We start from the raw sequence: 16877 nt of genomic DNA, 5'->3' as shown, positions 1-16877 counted from the left end.
CGGGTCGAACTGGTGAAGGGCTAGACGCTTCCGCTTTTTGCTGGAAATCTATCGGCAGCCGGTCGTTTGGACCGGCTGCGGCTTGCGCTGCGTGGGGAAGGGGCGCGGGGGGATTATCTGCCGCGCTGATGTCGGCGATCCCGACAGGATTTAAGTGCGTACCAAGTGATTGCGGGGAGGAGTTACTTGTCACCCTTCGTTGTCGCCGAGCGTGGCGATATCGACGACGTGACTATGCCGCGCTCGACGCAAAAGCGAATCGCACGTGCGATGTTGCCGATGCAGTAGGTAGTGATGCCGGCGGGATTATTGAGCAGCAATTGCGCGGGGGTGGAACATGATCTTAGCGTTGGATTGGAGCCGACCAATTCCCTTAAAGGATGCTTCAAAGCAAAACCTGATCTACTCCGTCGCCTTGGACAAGATGCCGATCGCATCTGGAGTCTATGTGTTTGGTCGTCGATACGGGAGCAAATTCGAAGCACTGTACGTAGGAAAGGCGAACAGAATACGGGGAAGAGTGAAGGGGCAACTAAATAACGTGCGTTTGATGCAACATCTCAAAAACGCAAAGTCGGGCAAGAGAGTTGTTTTGGCGGCGCGATTTGTCCCTAAGCCTGGTCAGCAGAAGCCGAACTGCCTAAAGCTGATTGAGCGTGCGCTGATCCGGTATTTTCTTTCCGAGGGACACGATTTGGTGAATATCCAAGGTGTAAGACTTAGGCGTCACGAAATTATTTCCGCCGGCAAGCACCCGAAACGATATTTTCCGAGCCCAATCTTTCTGGAGAAATAGCGCCATACATTGGCGTTCAAATAGCGAGCGCAGCTTCTACGAGGCGAGCGGAGCTAGTACGCGCGCTCTGAATTCCGGATTAGATCTGCGCAATGCGCTTGCGGTGCTGCAGAACAAGAAGGTGGAGATGCCGGCGCGCAAGCGCGATAACTTTCAGTTGTGATAACGGACCATCGCGCTGACCAAGGGGAAGCAAATGGATTGGCTTGTTATTGCGGGTGTCGTCAGTCTAGGTCTTTTGGTGGGGCTCCTTGTCGGGTGGTATGTAAACGAAGAGCAGCCGTTCACGGCAACAGGACTTATCGCGTCAATCACAGTTCTATCGGGTGCTGGCGTGCTGGGCGTGTTTCATCTGATCGCCCCTGCGGGGCCGACACGGGAATATTGGCTCTATCCCGTTGCGGTGTTGTTTGGGGTGCTGATCGCCCCTCCTTTAAGTGTAGCCTATGATCGATTGTACGAAGAGGATGGTAAGAAAAAACGATGAAACATTGCCGCTGCCTTCGAACAAGTAAACTGCTGCAGTCGAATGCGAAGTAGCCTTGAGTATTTACGGTGCTTCAGGCCGTGTTTGCGGAAGCGGCTGGGCGGAAGCGCATTAATTTATCCGGTGTGAACAATGCCCGATACCCCGATACTTCAATTGTTTGCATATGCGTCTTTGACATTTTCCGGCTTGTGCATCGCCGCTGCTGCCCTAATGTTTTCTTATCGGCAGAACTACGGCTGGCGCCCGACGGTGTTGGTGACCTGCCACGGCCTTGAAGGTGTGGGCGGCAGTACCGAGTATATCGCAACACTGCATTTTGAATTTTGGAATCGCCGGAAGTACCCAGTCGTCATCCGCCACGCGGAGGTTGATTTTGGTAGTTTGCGATTGCAAGAAAAAGTCTCAGCAACTGGTGAAAGGCTTACCTGGCCAACGTTCCGTGGAAGGCCGGTATTTCGTGGCGACGTACGCGTTGACCCGACTTCGCATCATGCCTTCGATTGCAAGGGCGCCTTCTCGAAGCGCAGTCTCGATGACTTGGATGTGTCAGCTCGGGTGGAGATATCTTATTTTGATCCTGTCGCGAACCGAAGTCAGAAGCTGACGACGCGTCACAGGTACTCATTTAAGCAAGCGTAGGCCGGATGGACGAAGCGAAATCCGGGATCGCGCAGTCAAATTCCCGATTTTCGCTGCGCTCTATGCGGCGATACTCATTTGGTCACTCCATGCACATCATCCCCATCCTCCTCACCACGTTCTTCCTCTTCTCCGTCCCAGCCCACGCGCAGTTGAAGAACGAGAACCTGCTCGTCGCCATGCCGGACGGCTATGTCGTCGGCTTCCAGGATAAGAACGCCAAACAGCAGATGACCGAGATGGTGCCGCGCGGGCAATCGGTCAAAGACTGGACAGACATGGTCACGGTGCAGATCTTCTTCAACATGACCAACGTCACGCCGGAGGCCTACAAGCAGCGGCTCGAAAAGCTGTGGACCGAAAACTGCAAAGGCGCGGAGTCCAGTCCGATCGGGCAGGGCAACGAGCGCGGTTATCCGGTGATCGTGTGGCTGCAATTTTGTCCACTGAACAAGGACACCGGCAAACCCGAAGTCACGCTGCTGAAGGCGATCGCCGGCAAGGACAGTTTCTACGTCGTGCAGAAGGCATTCCGGTTCCAGCCGGACAAGCCGCAGGTCGAGCAATGGTCGCGTTATCTGCGCAGCGTCTCGGTGTGCGACTCTCGGGTGCCGGACCGCGCGTGTCCGCAGACGGGCAAGTGATCGCAACCCGCAGGGCTAAAACGCGTTGCGCCGTTTGCAGGTTCGCGCCGGGTAGCCCGGATGGAGCGCAGCGCAATCCGGGGTCCGCACGCGAAATCCCGCATTCCGCTGGCGCTCCATGCGGGCTACACTCGCGCGGTCCTGTGCGTACAATCCGGGCTTCGCCATGCGTCTCATGTCCTGCGTTCTGCCGCTCGCCGTTGCCGCTTCGCTGACGCTGGCGGGCTGCGCCGGCACAACCGACACCGCGACGCCCGCAGCGCCGCCGGTGCCGGCGATGTCCACCACGACGCCGTCCGGGCTGCAATATGCCGACACGGAGCCCGGCAAGGGCCGCGCGCCGCGGCGCGGTCAGGTCGCCGTCGTGCATTACACCGGCTGGCTCTATGCCGATGGCGCGCGCGGCAAGAAGTTCGATTCTTCGGTCGACAAGGGCAAGCCGTTCGAATTCCGGGTCGGGCAGGGCGACGTGATCCGCGGCTGGGACGAGGGCGTCCTCACCATGAAGACCGGCGGCAAGCGCACGCTCGTGATCCCGCCGGCGCTCGGCTATGGCGAGCGCGGCGCCGGCACCGACATCCCGCCGAACGCGACGCTGATCTTCGACGTGGAACTGATTGCGGTGAAGTGACAGTCCATGACGCGCGCGATCGTGGACTGGATTCAGTCGCTGCCGCTGCCCGGCCTGTTCTTTGCGACCCTTGCCATGTCGCTTGTGGGCGCGATGGTCATCGTCGCCTCCGTGCGCATCGCACTGCGCCTGCTCGGATACGACGAGGGCAAGCCGCTGCTGCTGCGCGACTCCGCGGTCAATACCACGAGTGCGCTGTTCGCGCTGACCATGGCGTTTTCCGCCGCCGGCATCTGGCAGGAATCGCAGCAGGCGCACACGGCGGTCCAGCGCGAGGCCAACGCGCTGGAAAACCTGCACAGCATCGCCGCGGGTTTCCCGCCCGAGCTGCGGGATCACACGCGCGCCGGCATACGCGACTATGCCCAACAGGTGATCGCCAAGGACTGGCCCGCGATGCTCAAGCGCGAGCGTTTCGACGCGAAGATCTACGACGAGTCCGAGAGCGTGCTGGTGCAGCTGGTGGACGCCATTTCGCGCGAGGCCGCCGCGGCGCCGCTGCCGGTGGCGATGCCCGCGATCGGACAGATCGTCGAGGCGCGCAGCGCGCGGCTGCAGCGCATCACGCTGGCGACGCAGGGCGTCACCAATGCGCAATGGCTCGCCATGATCCTGCTGGCCTGCGCGGCGCTCGCCATGCTCGCAATGGTGCATAACAGCGAGCGCATGTCGCAGCTGCTCGCGGTCCTGGTCTACACCACGGCGGCGAGCGCGGCGTTCTTCGTCGTGCTCGCGCATGACCGGCCGTTCGTCGGCCGCATCTCGGTCAGCTCCGAGCCGATCGCCCATCTGCTGAGCCGATAGTGCGGGCGAGGGACATGATCCGGTCACATGGTCCGGCCAGAAGGCGCCTTCGGCATTGCGCTTGTCATTCGGCAAGTTACAAGGGGCCGGTATCGATCAGGGAGAACGACCGATGCGCGCCTTTTCAAAACGTCACCTGATGGCCGCCTGTGCCGCCATCGCAACCATGAGCATCGTGTCAATGACCACAGACGACGCCTCCGCCCAGTCCGGCAAGCCGGTCACCACCTCATCCGGCCTGCAGATGATCGACACCCAGCCCGGCACCGGCGCTTCGCCGAAGTCCGGCCAGACGGCCGTCGTCCACTATACCGGCTACCTCAATGACAACGGCAAGAAGGGCAAGAAATTCGACTCGTCCGTCGATCGCGGCCAGCCGTTCGAATTTCCGGTCGGTGCCGGGCGCGTGATCAAGGGCTGGGATGAGGGCGTCGCCTCGATGAAGGTCGGCGGCAAGCGCACGCTGATCATTCCGCCCGCACTCGGCTATGGCGAGCGCGGCGCCGGCGGCGTGATCCCGCCGAATGCGACGCTGATCTTCGACGTCGAACTGCTCGGCGTGAAATAAGCGGGACGATGCGCGCGCTGGCGATTGGCGCGCGCATCCTTCTTCCGGGTTGCAGCGCTCAGGCCTGAAGGCCTTTCAGCGTATCGGCGTTCGGGCAGAATTCCTCGAACGTCTTCGCCGCGCGGCCGTGGCCGATCTCGTCGGCGCAATGCAGCTTGGCTTCGCATTGCGAACAGTTTCGCTCCAGCCCGCGCATCGTCTTCGCCGGCACCTTCTGCTCGTCGACGTCGACTGCGTTCATCATGTGACACAGCATCTCGGTCGAACCGGGCTCGCGGCCGACCAGCCAGCGCAGATCCTCCGGCCGCGCGCGCACATGCGCGCGAAAGCGCTCCATCTCTTCTCCGCGGGCCTTTTCCAGGAATTCGAGGTCCCGCTCATAGGGGCTCGGCCTGAACCACTCGACCAGCGTGCGAAGCAAGGGCCATTGCGCCTGGGTGGATGACATGGAGATCTGCTCCCGATTCACGTTTCCGGAGAGAACGGTGGCAGAACCCGGCAGCCATGCTTTGATCGTGATCAAAGGGGCCGGCTGGGCGGGTGGCTTCGCATGGCAAAATGCCTTCGCCCGCGATACGCTTGCGCCACAAGAATTTTGGGGGAGGCCAATATGCTCAGGATCGGGTTCATCGCGCTCGTCGTGGCAGCGTCCGGTTTCGCCGCGCACGCGCAACAGGCACCAGTCTCGCCGTCGCCGATCAAGCGGACGCCGACCGGCAAGTCCGAGGTGCCTAACTCGAATTTCGAAGTGATTACCGCGGTGGTCGAAATCGCGTGGCTTCAAGGCGGGGCGGCATTCGCATCCGGGCATCGGCCAGGCGCAGGTGCTCGAGGGTGAGTTCATGCTCGCGCTGGACGGTCAGCCGGAAAAGACGTTCAAGGCCGGGCAGTCGCTCGAAGTCCCGAACGGCGCCATCCATTATGAGGGCGCCGTGGGCGACAAGCCCGCGAAGCTGATCGCGGTCTATGTCGTCGAAAAGAGCAAGCCGCTGGTCACGCCTGCGCCGTAACTAGCGCTTCGAGTCGTCTTCCACGACGCCGGGCTTTGTCTGCTGCGGGGCCGGTTGCTGCGTCGGCTGGTTCTGTGGTGCCGCGTCTTTTGCTGGCGCCGCGTTCTCGCCGCCGGCGACATTGCCGCCGCTTTGCGGTGCTGGGGCCTCTGCCGGCGTTGCCGCGCCAGTCGTCTGCGCAGGTGGGGCCGAGGCAATGATGTTCTCGGGTTGCGGCTGGTTCAGCCCATAGATCATCAGGCCGAGGATCACCACGCTGCCGAGCGCGGCAAGGATGATGTGAATGCCGCTCGCGCGTTTGTGTGCTGCATCCAGTTGCGGATCTCGTTCGAATTCGGGTGGGGTAAAGCGCTCATCGGGCCGTTGCATGGTGCGCTCCATTTTCCGTTGATCGCCCTGAGTCAACGGGATGGCCGCCGCGCGGTTCCGTGCCGGCGACGATCGGCAATTGATTTCCGAAAGCGGCCGGCGCCGACTAATGGGCAACGGGCTCGTACCAGGTCTGGTCGGTCTCGCGCGGGATTGCGGCGCCGGCCAACCTGCTGAAGAGCATACAGGATGCCTTGACGGCGGCGCTCGAGAAAACGCTGAACTCATCGGAGCATCAGCAGCAAGCGCGCCAGTCGTCGCTCGAACCGCGCGTCATCAAGGGCGATGCGTATCGATCGTTCCTGAAAGACAACGAGGTCAGCACCAAGACGCTGATGGGTTGGTAGCGGCGGGCCTGAGGTCGTGCGCGGCGCTCTCGCTGCGGAGCGCTGCGCAGGCCCTGACGCTAGCGTCTCGCTACCGTGACCTTTTTCGGCGGCTGCTTCTTCGCGACCGCCACCTTGTCCGTCTTTCCCCTGGCCTTCGCGAGCTTGCCGTCCTTTTTGGATTTGCTGTTCTTGGCGTGCTTCTTTTTCTTCAGGGAGGCTTCGTAAGCCTTGCACTCGGCGTGATCGGCCTTTTCAAGTTCGCGCCGCTCGGCGCGGGTCGGCTCGCGGAAGAACTCGTGACGTCCGGCCTGTGTCACCGGCACGAATTCCTTGCGGAAGCGGCATGCATTCTTTGAAGGTGTCAGCGAAGCGTTCATGTAATAGCGCAGCAGGCGCTCCTCGAGGCCGCTGCGGCCTTCGAGCTCCTCACGCGCGATGTCCATCGAATAACGCCATGCTTTTCCGCCGCGTACGGTCCGTTGCGCCAGCGGCAAACATGCAAACGAGAACTGGCAGACCTTTGCGCGCTTGTAGAACACGACGTCGCAAATCTTGTTGCCACCCCAGATCTGACGGTTGGCGCGTGCGCGGGCGACTACGACATGCGCGATATGACGCTGGCCTTCCTCGGTTTCGTCGGTCGATCCGCCTTCGAAATAGACGGCGAGGGCGAGGCAATAGAGATCGGTTTCGTAGGCGATGTCACGATTGCGATTGATCGGGTCGGCGAGCGCGACTTTCACAGCCTCGACCGGTGCGTGATAGGCGAGTGCCGGCGTGCCTGTGACCGCTGCCGCGATTGTTGCGCATGCAAGGTAGAGCGATGCGATGGAGCCCCGCATATGTCCCCCAAATGTCTTGCCGCAAAAATCGAAAATCAAATGCGACGCCACAAACGCAGGACCCCCGCCGCATCTGTGATAATTCGCGACGCAAATGTGGCGGTCAGAGGGCGAATGGTTAACAGGCACCGCTGTTTTTCACAGGGCCGTGATGAGCAATTGCCGGGCTTTCGTCAGAGCTCCCCGGCTTCGCGATAAGCAGCTGCGATCCGTTTTTCGACCCGCTCGTTAACGTTTGCGCCTTAAGTTCCTCCGCAGCCAACCTCCTCGAAATGGAAGCCTCCATGCCGGCAGCCCCGATCAACTACGAAGATGCGTCTCCCGAAGTCCGCGCGGTGTTCGATGACATCAAGGCGTCGCGCAATGTGCCGGACGTCAACAATTTCTGGAAATATCTGGCGCGCGATCCGGCAGTGCTCAAGCGTACCTGGGAGAGCGTGAAGGAGGTGATGGCGCCGGGCGCGCTCGATCCGCTCACCAAGGAGATGATCTATCTTGCGGTCAGCGTCACCAATGGCTGCGGTTATTGCATCGCAAGTCACACTGCAGCGGCCCGCAAGGCCGGCATGACGGATGCGATGTTCGGCGAGGTGATGGCGGTGACCGGGATGGCGAACGAGACTAATCGCTTGGCGAACGGTTATCGCGTGCCGATCGACAAGATGTTCGAGTGATCGAAGCGCCCGCGCGCTACCATTCCTCGGGGCAGGGCAGCAGCATCGCCCACAGATCCGGCCCGTTCTTCACCACCTTCATTTGCGGGGTGAGGCCGCCATTTCGGTCGATCCAGTCCAGCACCGGCTCGGAATAATACGACATGAGATCGCGGGTGCCGGCTTCGTGCGGCACCTTCTTGCGGATCGGCCATTCCACCATCGTGTAGGCCTGATGGAAGCCAAGGCTGGCGCGCGGCGTCACGCAAATCTTGTTGCGCGGCACGATGCCGATCACCAGTGTGCAGGCCGAGTTGCAGATGCCGTCGATAATGACGCGCTCGCCCCGTTCGGCCACCTTCTTGTATTTCGCCTTGTATTTCTCGACCTCGCCGCCGTGATCGCGCGTGATGCGCAGATCGGCGAATGCCGAAACGGTCGAAAGACACAAGGCCGCCGCGACAGCAACCCCCAGCCCCCGCATACCCACCCCGAACTTAAGATCCAGACGCGTAACTAACTGGAGGCCGGGAAGGGCCTCAGCTTGGCGAGACTTTGGCGAAATCCGGTTTTCAATTCGTTAAGCATGCGGCGGCCGTCCGTGCCGGCAGCCATGCTGCGCCGCATCGTTAATGGCCCGGAAAGGTCTCAAAATTACTCGTGAGCCCTGGGAATTGGGTGTGGAATGCAGTGGGCCATCAGTGGCCGATGGCTGGATGCCGCGATCATCGCGACGCTTCTGGCCACAGGTTTTCTCCTTCAAACGGGTGTCTTCGCCAAACCGGTGCCGGCTGATAGCGGCCGAGCCGTCGCTGTCCTGTTCGCGCCGTGGGTCGATGCCGGTAGCGCCATGCGCCACGCCGCCGATGCGGGCGCCCGTGTCGTCAGCCTCGGTGCGTTGCCCTTCATTGTCGTGGTCGAGCCGGACCAGCACGATTTTGCGGCGCGGGTGAAGGACCGCGGTGCGATCGCGACGTTCGACCCACGCGCACTCGCTGCCTGCCTTACGTTGAGACGAACATGATCGGTCAGATTAACAGCCTCGCAAGCCTGCAGCGCACGGTCGCGATTGCGCTTACCGCGTTGGCTCTCGTGCATGTGCCGGTGCTGGTGAGCCTCGCGTGGCTGCGCGGCCATGGCGTCGTCGGCGTCGGGGCCGTCTCGCTTGGTCTGGCTTTCGCACCGGCATTGCTGCTGATGCTGGGGCGCCCCGTTATGTCCGTCGCTGCGGCGCTGACGGTCGCGCTGATCGCGCAGTCGTCTTTGCTGGTTTATCTGATGGAAGGCCATGCCTGGCAGATCGAAACGCATTTCTATTATTTTGCGGTTCTCGCGATGCTGTCTGGCTTCTGCGACCTGCGGATCTTGTTGTTCGCGGCCGGACTGATCGCCGTCCAGCATCTCGGCTTCAACCATTTGTTCCCGAGTGCGCTCTATCCCGGAGGAACCGATTACGGACGCGTGTCGCTGCATGCTTTCGTTGTTGTGGTCGAGACCGTCATGCTTGCCGGCATCACGTGGACGATCCGAACAGCATTCCAGCAGGCACAGGTTCAGCGCGAGGCTGCAGAGAAAGTCGCAGCGAGGCTCGGTGTCGTACTCGACGAGCGTGGCGCGGAACTGAACGCCACCAACGAACGCGTCCGCCTCGTCGAGCAGACGTTGCGGAAATTCGAGCACGAAATGTCGCAGGCGGTCGGCGTGCTGCACGATACGGCGACCGTGCTTCACATGAATGCCGACACGCTGGGATCGGCATCCGCGCGCTCGAACGCCCAGACGGCAACGGCGATTGCCACAGCAGAGAGCACGTCAACTCGGGTCAGGCTCGCCGCGCAGGCCGGCGATGAACTGGCGATGACGATCACCGAGGTGGAGGCCAACACGACCCAGTCGCTGCATCTCGCCAGCACGGCGGTCGAGGAGGCTCGGCGCGCCAGTGTCACGATCGACGACCTCGCCGAAGTCGCCGACGAAATCGGCAAGGTGACCGAATTGATCAGCGCAATCGCGAGCCAGACAAATCTTCTGGCGCTGAATGCGACCATCGAGGCGGCCAGGGCCGGCGAGGCTGGTCGCGGCTTTGCTGTCGTGGCGCAGGAGGTGAAGGCGCTGGCAGGGCAGACTGCGAATGCAACGCAGGACATTGCGCGCCGGATCGCGGCGATCCAGCAAACCACGAGCCGGTCGGTCGAGGCGATCCAGTCGATCAGCCGGACCATTCGCGAGCTCGACGCATCGCATGTGCGGATCGCAAGCGCGGTGCAGCAACAGGCGATCGCCACCCGCGAGATTGCCGGCAACGTGAATTCGGCCACAGCCGGTGTCAGCCATCTGGCTTCCTCTGTCTCCGAAATCGAGAAGGTCGCGGCCGAGAGCGCGCTCGCGATCGCGCATTTCAGCGAGGCGGCAGGTGAGGTCACCCGTCAGGCCGGAACCATCCGCGCGCGGGTGCAGGAATTCACCCGGCAGATCCAGCTTCTCGAAATGCAGCAAGGCAAGGCGGCCGAGTGACCGCCTATGCGGCTGTCATGACGGCCATGAAAAAAGGCGGCGCATAGCGCCGCCTTGCAAGCCTGTCCGGAACGTCCGGCAGCGCCGCCGACAGGTCAGTACACCACGACGCTGCGGATGCTTTCGCCCTTGTGCATCATGTCGAAGCCCTTGTTGATGTCTTCGAGCTTCAGGATGTGCGTGATCATCGGGTCGATCTGAATCTTCTTGTCCATGTACCAGTCGACGATCTTGGGGACATCGGTGCGGCCTCTTGCGCCGCCGAATGCAGAGCCCTTCCAGACGCGGCCGGTGACGAGCTGGAACGGCCGCGTGGAGATTTCAGCGCCCGCCGGTGCGACGCCAATGACAACCGAAACGCCCCAGCCGCGATGGCAGGCTTCCAGCGCCTGGCGCATCACCGTGACATTGCCGGTGCAGTCGAAGGTGTAGTCCGCGCCGCCGATCTGATCGGCCGGTGTCTTTGTCATGTCGACCAGATAGGGCACGAGGTCCTTGCCAATCTCCTTCGGATTGACGAAATGCGTCATGCCGAAGCGTTCGCCCCAGGCTTTACGATCATTGTTGATGTCGACGCCGATGATCATGTCGGCGCCCGCGAGCTTCAGCCCCTGAATGACGTTCAGGCCGATGCCGCCGAGACCGAACACGATGGCCTTGGCACCGATCTCCACTTTCGCCGTGTTGAACACCGCGCCGATGCCGGTGGTGACGCCGCAACCGATGTAGCAGATCTTGTCGAAGGGGGCGTCTTCACGCACCTTCGCGACCGCGATCTCCGGCAGCACGGTGAAGTTCGCGAAGGTCGAGCAGCCCATGTAGTGATAGAGCGGCTTGCCGCCGAGCGAGAAACGCGAGGTGCCGTCCGGCATCAGCCCCTTGCCCTGCGTCCCGCGGATCGCGGTGCAAAGGTTGGTCTTGCGCGACAGGCAGGACGGGCATTGACGGCATTCCGGCGTGTAGAGCGGGATCACGTGGTCGCCCTTCTTCACGCTGGTGACGCCCGGGCCGACATCGACCACGACGCCTGCGCCTTCATGCCCGAGGATGGATGGAAAGATGCCCTCGGGGTCGTCGCCGGACAGGGTGAAATCGTCGGTGTGGCAGATGCCGGTGGCCTTGATCTCGACCAGGACTTCGCCCGCCTTCGGGCCCTCGAGCTGCACCGTCATGATTTCGAGAGGCTTGCCCGCCTGAACTGCCACTGCCGCACGTACATCCATCGTCTCGGTCTCCGTGTCTGCCGCGGACCGGTCCGCAGCCTTCCATTCTCGCCTGTCATGCACCGGATGCAACGCATCCTGCAATGACATTGCTGCGAGGGTTGGGTAGACACGCGGCTACCGAGGGACACCGGTTCGCGTCCGGGCACCCCTCAGCCTTCGGTTGCCGGGACCCTTCGTGAAACCCTCATTCACCGACCTCGCGATACGCGCGGCGCCGATGACCTTCGTGCTCCTGTGGAGCACGGGTTTCATCTCGGCGAAATACGGCATGCCCTATGCGGAGCCGCTGACCTTCCTGTTCGCACGCATGGGGCTTGTGGTGCTGGTGCTCGCGGCGATCGTGGTCGTCATGCGGGTCAGGATGCCGACGCCGCTCGAGGCATGGCACAGCCTGGTCGCAGGCTTTCTGGTTCAGACGCTCTATCTCGGCGGCGTGTTCGTGGCGCTGTCGCAGGGCGTGCCCGCCGGCATCTCCGCCTTGATCCCCGGCCTGCAGCCGATCCTGACCGCGACGCTCGCCGGCCGGTTTCTCGGCGAAAAAGTCTCGGCCGTGCAATGGGGCGGGTTCGCGCTCGGACTCGTGGGCGTGCTGCTGGTGCTCAACGATCGCAATGTGGCGATGTCCGGAAGCGCGCTGGGCTGGGTCGCGAGTGTCGTCTCGCTCCTCGGTATCACGCTCGGCACGCTTTATCAGAAGCGTTATGGCGGCGCGATCGATTGGCGATCAGGCAATCTTTTTCAGTTCGGCGGTTCCGCATTGATGTTTGCGGTCGCCTGCTATGCGATCGAGACCCGCCCGATCGACTGGACACCTCAGTTCATTCTCGCGCTCGGCTGGTCGGTAATCGTCCTTTCGGTTCTCACCATCGCGCTGATGTATTGGCTGATCCGCCGCATTCCTGCGTCGCGTGTTGCGAGCCTGTTCTATCTCGTGCCGGCTGTGACCGCCGTGATCGCGTGGCTGATGTTTGGCGAGACGCTGAACGCGCTCGCCATCGGCGGCATGGTGCTGTGTGCCGGCGGTGTGTTCCTGGTGAACTACAAGAGCGTCAGAGCCTGAGCCGTCGCTCGCAAGGCTCAACTGGAAAAGCGCTTTTCGGTTATGGCCGGGCTTGTCCCGGCCATCCACGTCTCTGCACGAAGGAAGCAAGACGTAGATGCCTGGCACGAGGCCGGGCATGACGGCGGCTGGATATACGCAAACTCAAGACTTGACCCGCTCGAATGCCGCAAGCGCGCGCTTGCGCGCCATGTCATGGTCGACGACCGGTTCGGGATAGGTCGTGCCGAGCGCGATCTTCGCTTCCGCCAGTTCGAGGGGCGACGCCATCCATGGCTTGTGGATGAAGCGGTCGGGCAGGGCGGCAATCTCCGGCACCCATTGCCGGACATAGGCGCCGCGAGGATCGAACCTCTCGCCCTGCAGCACCGGATTGAAGATGCGGAAATACGGCGCAGCGTCGGCGCCCGATCCGGCCACCCATTGCCAACTCGCGGCGTTGTTGGCGGGATCAGCATCGACCAGCGTGTCCCAGAACCATTGTTCGCCGCGACGCCAGTCCATCAGCAGATGCTTGATCAGGAACGATGCCACCACCATCCGCACGCGATTGTGCATCCAGCCGGTGTGCCAGAGCTCGCGCAGGCCGGCATCGACGATCGGATATCCGGTGCGGCCGCGTTGCCATGCCTTCAATGCGGGGTCGTCGGCGCGCCACGGAAATGCATCGAAACGCGATTGCAGGTTCTTCGTCGCGAGATCGGGAAAGTGATGGAGCAGGTGGCAGGAGAATTCGCGCCAGCCGAGCTCGCTCAGGAATTTCTCGATGTCGCGTGACGGCGCGCCGTGGTCCATCGCGAAGCGGGCGGCATGGACGATTGCGGTGGGACTGATTTCGCCAAAGCGCAGATGCGGCGACAGGCGGGACGTGGACGGCTTGTCCGGCCGGTCGCGTTCGTCGGCGTAGCCTTGGATGCAGTCGAGAAAGTGGGCGAGACGTTCGCGTGCTGCGGCTTCGCCCGGCGTCCATGTCGCACGCAATCCGCCAGCCCAGTCGGGCCTCGCGGGTTCGAGGTGCCAGTCGTCGAGTCTGTCGGACGCTACATCGACGGGTGGGGGCAAAGTCTTCGGCGCCGGCAGCGGCGTGCGTGGATCGCCCAGCGAAAGCAGCCGCTTCCAGAACGGCGTGAACACGCGCATCGGTCCGCCGTCCTTCGTCAGCAACTTGCCGGGCTCGACAAGAACACTTCCGGGAAAGGTCCCGCCGGTCACTCCTTGCGCTTTCAGCGCCGCGATGACGGCGTCATCGGCCGCGATGCCCGGTCGATCGTAGCGGCGGTTCCAATAGACATGCGTTGCGCCGGTCTCACGCGCGAGCGAGGGGACGATGTCCGCAGCCTTGCCACGCCGCAATACGAGACGCTGACCGCGTGTTCGCAAGCTCGCGTCGAGCGCCCCCAGGGATTGGGCGAGCCACCATCGCGACGCGCCGCCATGCGGGCGGAAGCCTGGACTGTCCTCGTCAAGCACATAGATACAGAGGAGGGCGTTCGCCTTCACGCCAGCCGTCAGCGCCGGATGGTCGAAGAGCCGCAGATCATCGCGAAACCAGACAATCGCCGAGGATCGCAGATCATCTGCCATGTCACGCGCCGATCATTTGCCGAACTTGCCTGCGATGACGAGTTGGGTTTGCGTCACGATGGCGGCGAGACGTCCATCGCTCGCACGCGTGATGCGGGTCTGCCACACCATGGTGGTCTTGCCCTTGTGCAATGGCGTGCATTCGGCGCGCACGATGTCGCCGACATTGATGGCGGCGAAGAAATTCGTCTTGCTTTCGATTGTTGCGGTGGTCGTGCCCTCGGGCAGATTGATGATGGTCGCCGCTCCGCCAAGATCATCCGCGACGGCCATCACCGCACCGCCATGCATGTTGCCGTTGCGATTTCCAAGCTCCGGCCGCACCAGCAATTCGGCCTCGATCCGGTCGGGTTCGCTGCGGATCACCTTGATACCAAGCGTCTTTGCGAATGGCGGTTGCTGATCCTGGCGCATGACTATCCTTGTGAAGGGGTTCGAGGTCGCAGGCTGGTACACCGATTCAGCGTCACGCCTGCGGTGAAATGAATCGCTCAAGCCATGCGCGCGCGAAGACGAGGTCCTGCTGCGTCAGCGCGTGGCCGGCCGGCAGGAATTCGAGCGTGACATCGGCGCCGGCTTCGCCCAGGAGCGCCGCGAAATAAGGCGGCCGATCGGCTGGCACCAGCGGGTCGTCCCTGCCGGAGAGCAGGAGGATGGGGAAATCCGTCAGATCGGGCAGCGGGCGCGGATCGAAGGGCAGCGAGGCCCGCATCAGGAGCGCGCCCGCGATCAGCGACGGATCGTGCCGCATCAGGGCCCAGCCGATATTGGCTCCGTTGGAGAAGCCGAGCACGACCGGGGGCGCGAGGTTGTAGGTCGATCTGGCGCGTATGACGAAATCGGCAAGCTGCGTCGTCTGCGCCTCGAAGTCATCGAGGTCCCACACGCCGTCTTCGTTGCGCCGGAAGAAGCGGAGCATTCCATCTTCCTGCACGCGTCCGCGCGGCGAGAGCAGCGCCGATCCCGGCGACAGCATTTCGCCGAGCGGGATCAGATCATTCTCGTCGGCGCCGGTGCCATGCAGCAAAAGAAACGGCGGACGCGATGCGTCCGCCGCCGGGATGTAGCGATGAATGAAACCGAGGTCGGGTGCCTGTGCCACGCCCCATGATATACCGGGGCGCGGCGGGATGCGAAGTGCCGCCTATTTCGGCTGCGGCACGATGCGGATGTAGGGCTTCGGCGCCTTCCAGCCCTGCGGATAGGTCTTCTTCGCGTCTTCGTCGGAGACCGAGCCCGCGATGATCACATCTTCGCCCTGCTTCCATTGGGCCGGAGTCGCGACCTTGTGCTTGGCCGTGAGCTGCAGCGAGTCGATGACGCGCAGCACCTCGTCGAAGTTGCGGCCGGTGGTCATCGGATAGACGAGGATCAGCTTGACCTTCTTGTCCGGGCCGATGACGAAAACGTTGCGGACGGTCTGGTTGTCGGCGGCGGTGCGCTTCGTCGGATCGCCGGACACGGCAGCCGGCAGCATGCCGTAGAGCTTCGACACATTGAAATCGGTGTCGGCGATCATCGGGTAATTCGGCTCAAAGCCCTGGGTCTCCCCGATGTCCTTCGCCCACTCCGAATGGCGGTCGACCGGATCGACAGAGAGGCCGATGATCTTCACGCCACGCTTGTCGAATTCCGGCTTGATGCGCGCCATGTAGCCGAGTTCGGTCGTGCAGACCGGGGTAAAGTCCTTCGGATGCGAGAACAGGACGCCCCATGAATCGCCAAGCCAGTCGTGGAACTTGATCTTGCCCTGGGTAGTCTGGGCTTCGAAGTCGGGAGCGGTGTCATTGATCGCGAGAGCCATAGGGTCCTCCATGGGTCGCGCCTCTCTTGGGACGCGGCATTGGCTGGAACTCAAAAGGAGCGAGCGCCGAATAGCGCTGCAGAGGTATATAAAGACTTGCGGGAACAAAAATAAGACGGCGGTCGTTCCGGTTTTCGGTCTTTCAGAGCACGATTTTTCCCGCCCGAACCGATCGCGATAAAATCTTTCCGCATGGCCCGGCTGGGGCCGGGTGGCGCATGGATATTACGGACCTTCTCTCGCATTTCGCTGTGGCGCTCGGCATTGGTCTGCTGATCGGAATCGAACGTGGCTGGCGCACGCGCGAAGACCAGCCCGGCAGCCGCACGGCGGGAGTTCGCACCTTCACCATTATCGGGCTTCTCGGCGGGACCACCGGCGTGCTCGCGGAGGCTGCCGGCACACCGCTCACCCTGATCGGCGCAGTCATTATCGGTCTCTGCTTCACCGCCTTCGCCGTGACATTCGCCATCATGTGCCGCGACGAGAATCTCGCGGACAAGAGCTATTCGGCGACGACCGCCATCGCCGGCATGCTCACCTTCCTGCTCGCGACTTATGCCATGGTCGGCGACATGCGCGCGGCAGGCGCCGGGGCGGTGGCGACGGTGTGCATCCTGGCGTTGCGCACGCCGCTGCATGACTGGCTGAGCAGGATCAAGGAGCAGGAGCTTCGCAGCGCGCTCCTCCTGCTTGCGATGACGTTCATCGTCCTGCCGATCATTCCGGACGAGCCGATCGGTCCGTTCGGGGGCGTCAACCCCCGCGAGATATGGCTGATCGCGATCGTGCTCGCTGCCGTTTCCTTTGCAGGCTATGTCGCGGTCAAGGCGCTTGGCTCGCAACATGGCACGATGCTCGCCGCGGCCGCCGGCGGCCTCGTGTCGTCCACCGCGGTGACGGCCTCGAACGCA

General features: G+C 62.5%; 24 protein-coding genes. 15 read left to right on the top strand and 9 right to left on the bottom strand.

Annotated features, from left to right (window positions below):
- Nucleotides 1–337 precede the first annotated feature (337 nt).
- From VNZ93_RS05820 to VNZ93_RS05790, 7 genes are all read left to right on the top strand, one after another.
- Nucleotides 338–796 carry a GIY-YIG nuclease family protein gene (locus tag VNZ93_RS05820; protein ID WP_325701384.1) on the top strand — a complete coding sequence of 153 codons (459 nt, stop codon included), beginning with the start codon at nucleotides 338–340 and terminating at the stop codon, nucleotides 794–796.
- 196 nt (nucleotides 797–992) lie between these two features.
- Entirely contained in the window at nucleotides 993–1283 is a 291-nt protein-coding gene (locus tag VNZ93_RS05815; RefSeq protein WP_325701381.1) for a hypothetical protein, read from the top strand.
- Nucleotides 1284–1415: 132 nt separating this feature from the next.
- Nucleotides 1416–1925 carry a hypothetical protein gene (locus VNZ93_RS05810; RefSeq protein WP_325701378.1) on the top strand — a complete coding sequence of 170 codons (510 nt, stop codon included), beginning with the start codon at nucleotides 1416–1418 and terminating at the stop codon, nucleotides 1923–1925.
- An 89-nt stretch (nucleotides 1926–2014) separates the two neighbouring features.
- The gene (locus VNZ93_RS05805) at nucleotides 2015–2569 is read left to right on the top strand and encodes a hypothetical protein (RefSeq protein WP_325701375.1); all 555 of its coding nucleotides are present in this window, start codon (nucleotides 2015–2017) and stop codon (nucleotides 2567–2569) included.
- A 166-nt stretch (nucleotides 2570–2735) separates the two neighbouring features.
- On the top strand, nucleotides 2736–3200 hold the full coding sequence (locus tag VNZ93_RS05800) for an FKBP-type peptidyl-prolyl cis-trans isomerase (RefSeq protein ID WP_325701390.1): 465 nt from the start codon (nucleotides 2736–2738) through the stop codon (nucleotides 3198–3200).
- A 6-nt stretch (nucleotides 3201–3206) separates the two neighbouring features.
- Nucleotides 3207–4004 (top strand): hypothetical protein, encoded by a 798-nt coding sequence (locus tag VNZ93_RS05795; protein WP_325701372.1) that lies wholly within the window; start codon nucleotides 3207–3209, stop codon nucleotides 4002–4004.
- Nucleotides 4005–4116: 112 nt separating this feature from the next.
- The gene (locus VNZ93_RS05790; protein ID WP_325701370.1) at nucleotides 4117–4572 is read left to right on the top strand and encodes an FKBP-type peptidyl-prolyl cis-trans isomerase; all 456 of its coding nucleotides are present in this window, start codon (nucleotides 4117–4119) and stop codon (nucleotides 4570–4572) included.
- 58 nt (nucleotides 4573–4630) lie between these two features.
- On the opposite strand, the gene VNZ93_RS05785 is transcribed toward VNZ93_RS05790, so the two are convergent.
- Nucleotides 4631–5020, bottom strand: a complete 390-nt coding sequence (locus VNZ93_RS05785) for a hypothetical protein (RefSeq protein ID WP_325701368.1) — start codon at nucleotides 5018–5020, stop codon at nucleotides 4631–4633.
- Nucleotides 5021–5182: 162 nt separating this feature from the next.
- Here VNZ93_RS05785 and VNZ93_RS05780 point away from each other — a divergent pair, with 162 nt between their 5' ends.
- Both VNZ93_RS05780 and VNZ93_RS05775 read left to right on the top strand, forming a co-directional pair.
- Complete coding sequence (locus VNZ93_RS05780; protein WP_325701365.1) at nucleotides 5183–5410, top strand: hypothetical protein; 228 nt, start codon at nucleotides 5183–5185, stop codon at nucleotides 5408–5410.
- Between the two features lie 4 nt (nucleotides 5411–5414).
- Nucleotides 5415–5582, top strand: a complete 168-nt coding sequence (locus VNZ93_RS05775; RefSeq protein ID WP_325701363.1) for a hypothetical protein — start codon at nucleotides 5415–5417, stop codon at nucleotides 5580–5582.
- Here VNZ93_RS05775 and VNZ93_RS05770 read toward each other — a convergent pair whose 3' ends face one another.
- On the bottom strand, nucleotides 5583–5951 hold the full coding sequence (locus VNZ93_RS05770) for a hypothetical protein (protein ID WP_325701360.1): 369 nt from the start codon (nucleotides 5949–5951) through the stop codon (nucleotides 5583–5585).
- Between the two features lie 194 nt (nucleotides 5952–6145).
- On the opposite strand from VNZ93_RS05770, the gene VNZ93_RS05765 reads away from it, so the two are divergent.
- Nucleotides 6146–6298, top strand: coding sequence for a hypothetical protein (locus VNZ93_RS05765; RefSeq protein ID WP_325701357.1), 153 nt, complete (start codon nucleotides 6146–6148; stop codon nucleotides 6296–6298).
- A 59-nt stretch (nucleotides 6299–6357) separates the two neighbouring features.
- Here the strand turns inward: VNZ93_RS05765 and VNZ93_RS05760 are convergent, their stop codons facing one another.
- A complete protein-coding gene (locus VNZ93_RS05760; protein WP_325701354.1) occupies nucleotides 6358–7122 on the bottom strand; it encodes a cell wall hydrolase in 765 nt (254 codons plus the stop codon).
- A gap of 284 nt (nucleotides 7123–7406) precedes the next feature.
- On the opposite strand from VNZ93_RS05760, the gene VNZ93_RS05755 reads away from it, so the two are divergent.
- On the top strand, nucleotides 7407–7796 hold the full coding sequence (locus VNZ93_RS05755) for a carboxymuconolactone decarboxylase family protein (RefSeq protein ID WP_325701351.1): 390 nt from the start codon (nucleotides 7407–7409) through the stop codon (nucleotides 7794–7796).
- 16 nt (nucleotides 7797–7812) lie between these two features.
- On the opposite strand, the gene VNZ93_RS05750 is transcribed toward VNZ93_RS05755, so the two are convergent.
- On the bottom strand, nucleotides 7813–8259 hold the full coding sequence (locus tag VNZ93_RS05750; protein ID WP_325701348.1) for a hypothetical protein: 447 nt from the start codon (nucleotides 8257–8259) through the stop codon (nucleotides 7813–7815).
- A 201-nt stretch (nucleotides 8260–8460) separates the two neighbouring features.
- Here VNZ93_RS05750 and VNZ93_RS05745 point away from each other — a divergent pair, with 201 nt between their 5' ends.
- Both VNZ93_RS05745 and VNZ93_RS05740 read left to right on the top strand, forming a co-directional pair.
- Nucleotides 8461–8799, top strand: a complete 339-nt coding sequence (locus tag VNZ93_RS05745; RefSeq protein ID WP_325701345.1) for a hypothetical protein — start codon at nucleotides 8461–8463, stop codon at nucleotides 8797–8799.
- Nucleotides 8796–10289, top strand: a complete 1494-nt coding sequence (locus VNZ93_RS05740) for a methyl-accepting chemotaxis protein (RefSeq protein ID WP_325701342.1) — start codon at nucleotides 8796–8798, stop codon at nucleotides 10287–10289. Before VNZ93_RS05745 ends, VNZ93_RS05740 begins: the two co-directional genes overlap by 4 nt.
- 95 nt (nucleotides 10290–10384) lie before the next feature.
- Here VNZ93_RS05740 and VNZ93_RS05735 read toward each other — a convergent pair whose 3' ends face one another.
- Nucleotides 10385–11512, bottom strand: a complete 1128-nt coding sequence (locus tag VNZ93_RS05735) for an S-(hydroxymethyl)glutathione dehydrogenase/class III alcohol dehydrogenase (RefSeq protein WP_325701339.1) — start codon at nucleotides 11510–11512, stop codon at nucleotides 10385–10387.
- Nucleotides 11513–11732: 220 nt separating this feature from the next.
- On the opposite strand from VNZ93_RS05735, the gene VNZ93_RS05730 reads away from it, so the two are divergent.
- Nucleotides 11733–12575: a DMT family transporter gene (locus tag VNZ93_RS05730; protein WP_325701387.1), complete on the top strand. Its 843-nt coding sequence runs from the start codon at nucleotides 11733–11735 to the stop codon at nucleotides 12573–12575.
- Between the two features lie 144 nt (nucleotides 12576–12719).
- Here the strand turns inward: VNZ93_RS05730 and VNZ93_RS05725 are convergent, their stop codons facing one another.
- From VNZ93_RS05725 to VNZ93_RS05710, 4 genes are read right to left on the bottom strand one after another with little or no spacing between them, the layout of a single operon-like run.
- The gene (locus tag VNZ93_RS05725) at nucleotides 12720–14159 is read right to left on the bottom strand and encodes a deoxyribodipyrimidine photo-lyase (RefSeq protein ID WP_325701336.1); all 1440 of its coding nucleotides are present in this window, start codon (nucleotides 14157–14159) and stop codon (nucleotides 12720–12722) included.
- Nucleotides 14160–14171: 12 nt separating this feature from the next.
- On the bottom strand, nucleotides 14172–14573 hold the full coding sequence (locus tag VNZ93_RS05720; RefSeq protein ID WP_325701333.1) for a PaaI family thioesterase: 402 nt from the start codon (nucleotides 14571–14573) through the stop codon (nucleotides 14172–14174).
- A 52-nt stretch (nucleotides 14574–14625) separates the two neighbouring features.
- Entirely contained in the window at nucleotides 14626–15261 is a 636-nt protein-coding gene (locus VNZ93_RS05715) for an alpha/beta hydrolase (protein ID WP_325701330.1), read from the bottom strand.
- 42 nt (nucleotides 15262–15303) lie between these two features.
- Nucleotides 15304–15963 carry a peroxiredoxin gene (locus VNZ93_RS05710; RefSeq protein WP_325701327.1) on the bottom strand — a complete coding sequence of 220 codons (660 nt, stop codon included), beginning with the start codon at nucleotides 15961–15963 and terminating at the stop codon, nucleotides 15304–15306.
- A 218-nt stretch (nucleotides 15964–16181) separates the two neighbouring features.
- On the opposite strand from VNZ93_RS05710, the gene VNZ93_RS05705 reads away from it, so the two are divergent.
- A partial coding sequence (locus VNZ93_RS05705; protein ID WP_325701324.1) for an MgtC/SapB family protein occupies nucleotides 16182–16877 on the top strand: 696 nt, incomplete at its 3' end.

It is taken from the genome of Pseudorhodoplanes sp. (assembly GCF_035565795.1).
Lineage (GTDB): Bacteria > Pseudomonadota > Alphaproteobacteria > Rhizobiales > Xanthobacteraceae > Pseudorhodoplanes.
This window is presented reverse-complemented; position numbering and strand designations above follow the sequence as displayed.

What these genes read in the sequence shown, in the direction of transcription:
- VNZ93_RS05820 (WP_325701384.1), top strand. Translation starts at nt 338, where the DNA reads ATGATCTTAGCGTTGGATTGGAGCCGACCAATTCCCTTAAAGGATGCT.
- VNZ93_RS05815 (WP_325701381.1), top strand. Translation starts at nt 993, where the DNA reads ATGGATTGGCTTGTTATTGCGGGTGTCGTCAGTCTAGGTCTTTTGGTG.
- VNZ93_RS05810 (WP_325701378.1), top strand. Translation starts at nt 1,416, where the DNA reads ATGCCCGATACCCCGATACTTCAATTGTTTGCATATGCGTCTTTGACA.
- VNZ93_RS05805 (WP_325701375.1), top strand. Translation starts at nt 2,015, where the DNA reads ATGCACATCATCCCCATCCTCCTCACCACGTTCTTCCTCTTCTCCGTC.
- VNZ93_RS05800 (WP_325701390.1), top strand. Translation starts at nt 2,736, where the DNA reads ATGCGTCTCATGTCCTGCGTTCTGCCGCTCGCCGTTGCCGCTTCGCTG.
- VNZ93_RS05795 (WP_325701372.1), top strand. Translation starts at nt 3,207, where the DNA reads ATGACGCGCGCGATCGTGGACTGGATTCAGTCGCTGCCGCTGCCCGGC.
- VNZ93_RS05790 (WP_325701370.1), top strand. Translation starts at nt 4,117, where the DNA reads ATGCGCGCCTTTTCAAAACGTCACCTGATGGCCGCCTGTGCCGCCATC.
- VNZ93_RS05785 (WP_325701368.1), bottom strand. Translation starts at nt 5,020, where the DNA reads ATGTCATCCACCCAGGCGCAATGGCCCTTGCTTCGCACGCTGGTCGAG.
- VNZ93_RS05780 (WP_325701365.1), top strand. Translation starts at nt 5,183, where the DNA reads ATGCTCAGGATCGGGTTCATCGCGCTCGTCGTGGCAGCGTCCGGTTTC.
- VNZ93_RS05775 (WP_325701363.1), top strand. Translation starts at nt 5,415, where the DNA reads ATGCTCGCGCTGGACGGTCAGCCGGAAAAGACGTTCAAGGCCGGGCAG.
- VNZ93_RS05770 (WP_325701360.1), bottom strand. Translation starts at nt 5,951, where the DNA reads ATGCAACGGCCCGATGAGCGCTTTACCCCACCCGAATTCGAACGAGAT.
- VNZ93_RS05760 (WP_325701354.1), bottom strand. Translation starts at nt 7,122, where the DNA reads ATGCGGGGCTCCATCGCATCGCTCTACCTTGCATGCGCAACAATCGCG.
- VNZ93_RS05755 (WP_325701351.1), top strand. Translation starts at nt 7,407, where the DNA reads ATGCCGGCAGCCCCGATCAACTACGAAGATGCGTCTCCCGAAGTCCGC.
- VNZ93_RS05750 (WP_325701348.1), bottom strand. Translation starts at nt 8,259, where the DNA reads ATGCGGGGGCTGGGGGTTGCTGTCGCGGCGGCCTTGTGTCTTTCGACC.
- VNZ93_RS05745 (WP_325701345.1), top strand. Translation starts at nt 8,461, where the DNA reads ATGCAGTGGGCCATCAGTGGCCGATGGCTGGATGCCGCGATCATCGCG.
- VNZ93_RS05740 (WP_325701342.1), top strand. Translation starts at nt 8,796, where the DNA reads ATGATCGGTCAGATTAACAGCCTCGCAAGCCTGCAGCGCACGGTCGCG.
- VNZ93_RS05735 (WP_325701339.1), bottom strand. Translation starts at nt 11,512, where the DNA reads ATGGATGTACGTGCGGCAGTGGCAGTTCAGGCGGGCAAGCCTCTCGAA.
- VNZ93_RS05730 (WP_325701387.1), top strand. Translation starts at nt 11,733, where the DNA reads ATGACCTTCGTGCTCCTGTGGAGCACGGGTTTCATCTCGGCGAAATAC.
- VNZ93_RS05725 (WP_325701336.1), bottom strand. Translation starts at nt 14,159, where the DNA reads ATGGCAGATGATCTGCGATCCTCGGCGATTGTCTGGTTTCGCGATGAT.
- VNZ93_RS05720 (WP_325701333.1), bottom strand. Translation starts at nt 14,573, where the DNA reads ATGCGCCAGGATCAGCAACCGCCATTCGCAAAGACGCTTGGTATCAAG.
- VNZ93_RS05710 (WP_325701327.1), bottom strand. Translation starts at nt 15,963, where the DNA reads ATGGCTCTCGCGATCAATGACACCGCTCCCGACTTCGAAGCCCAGACT.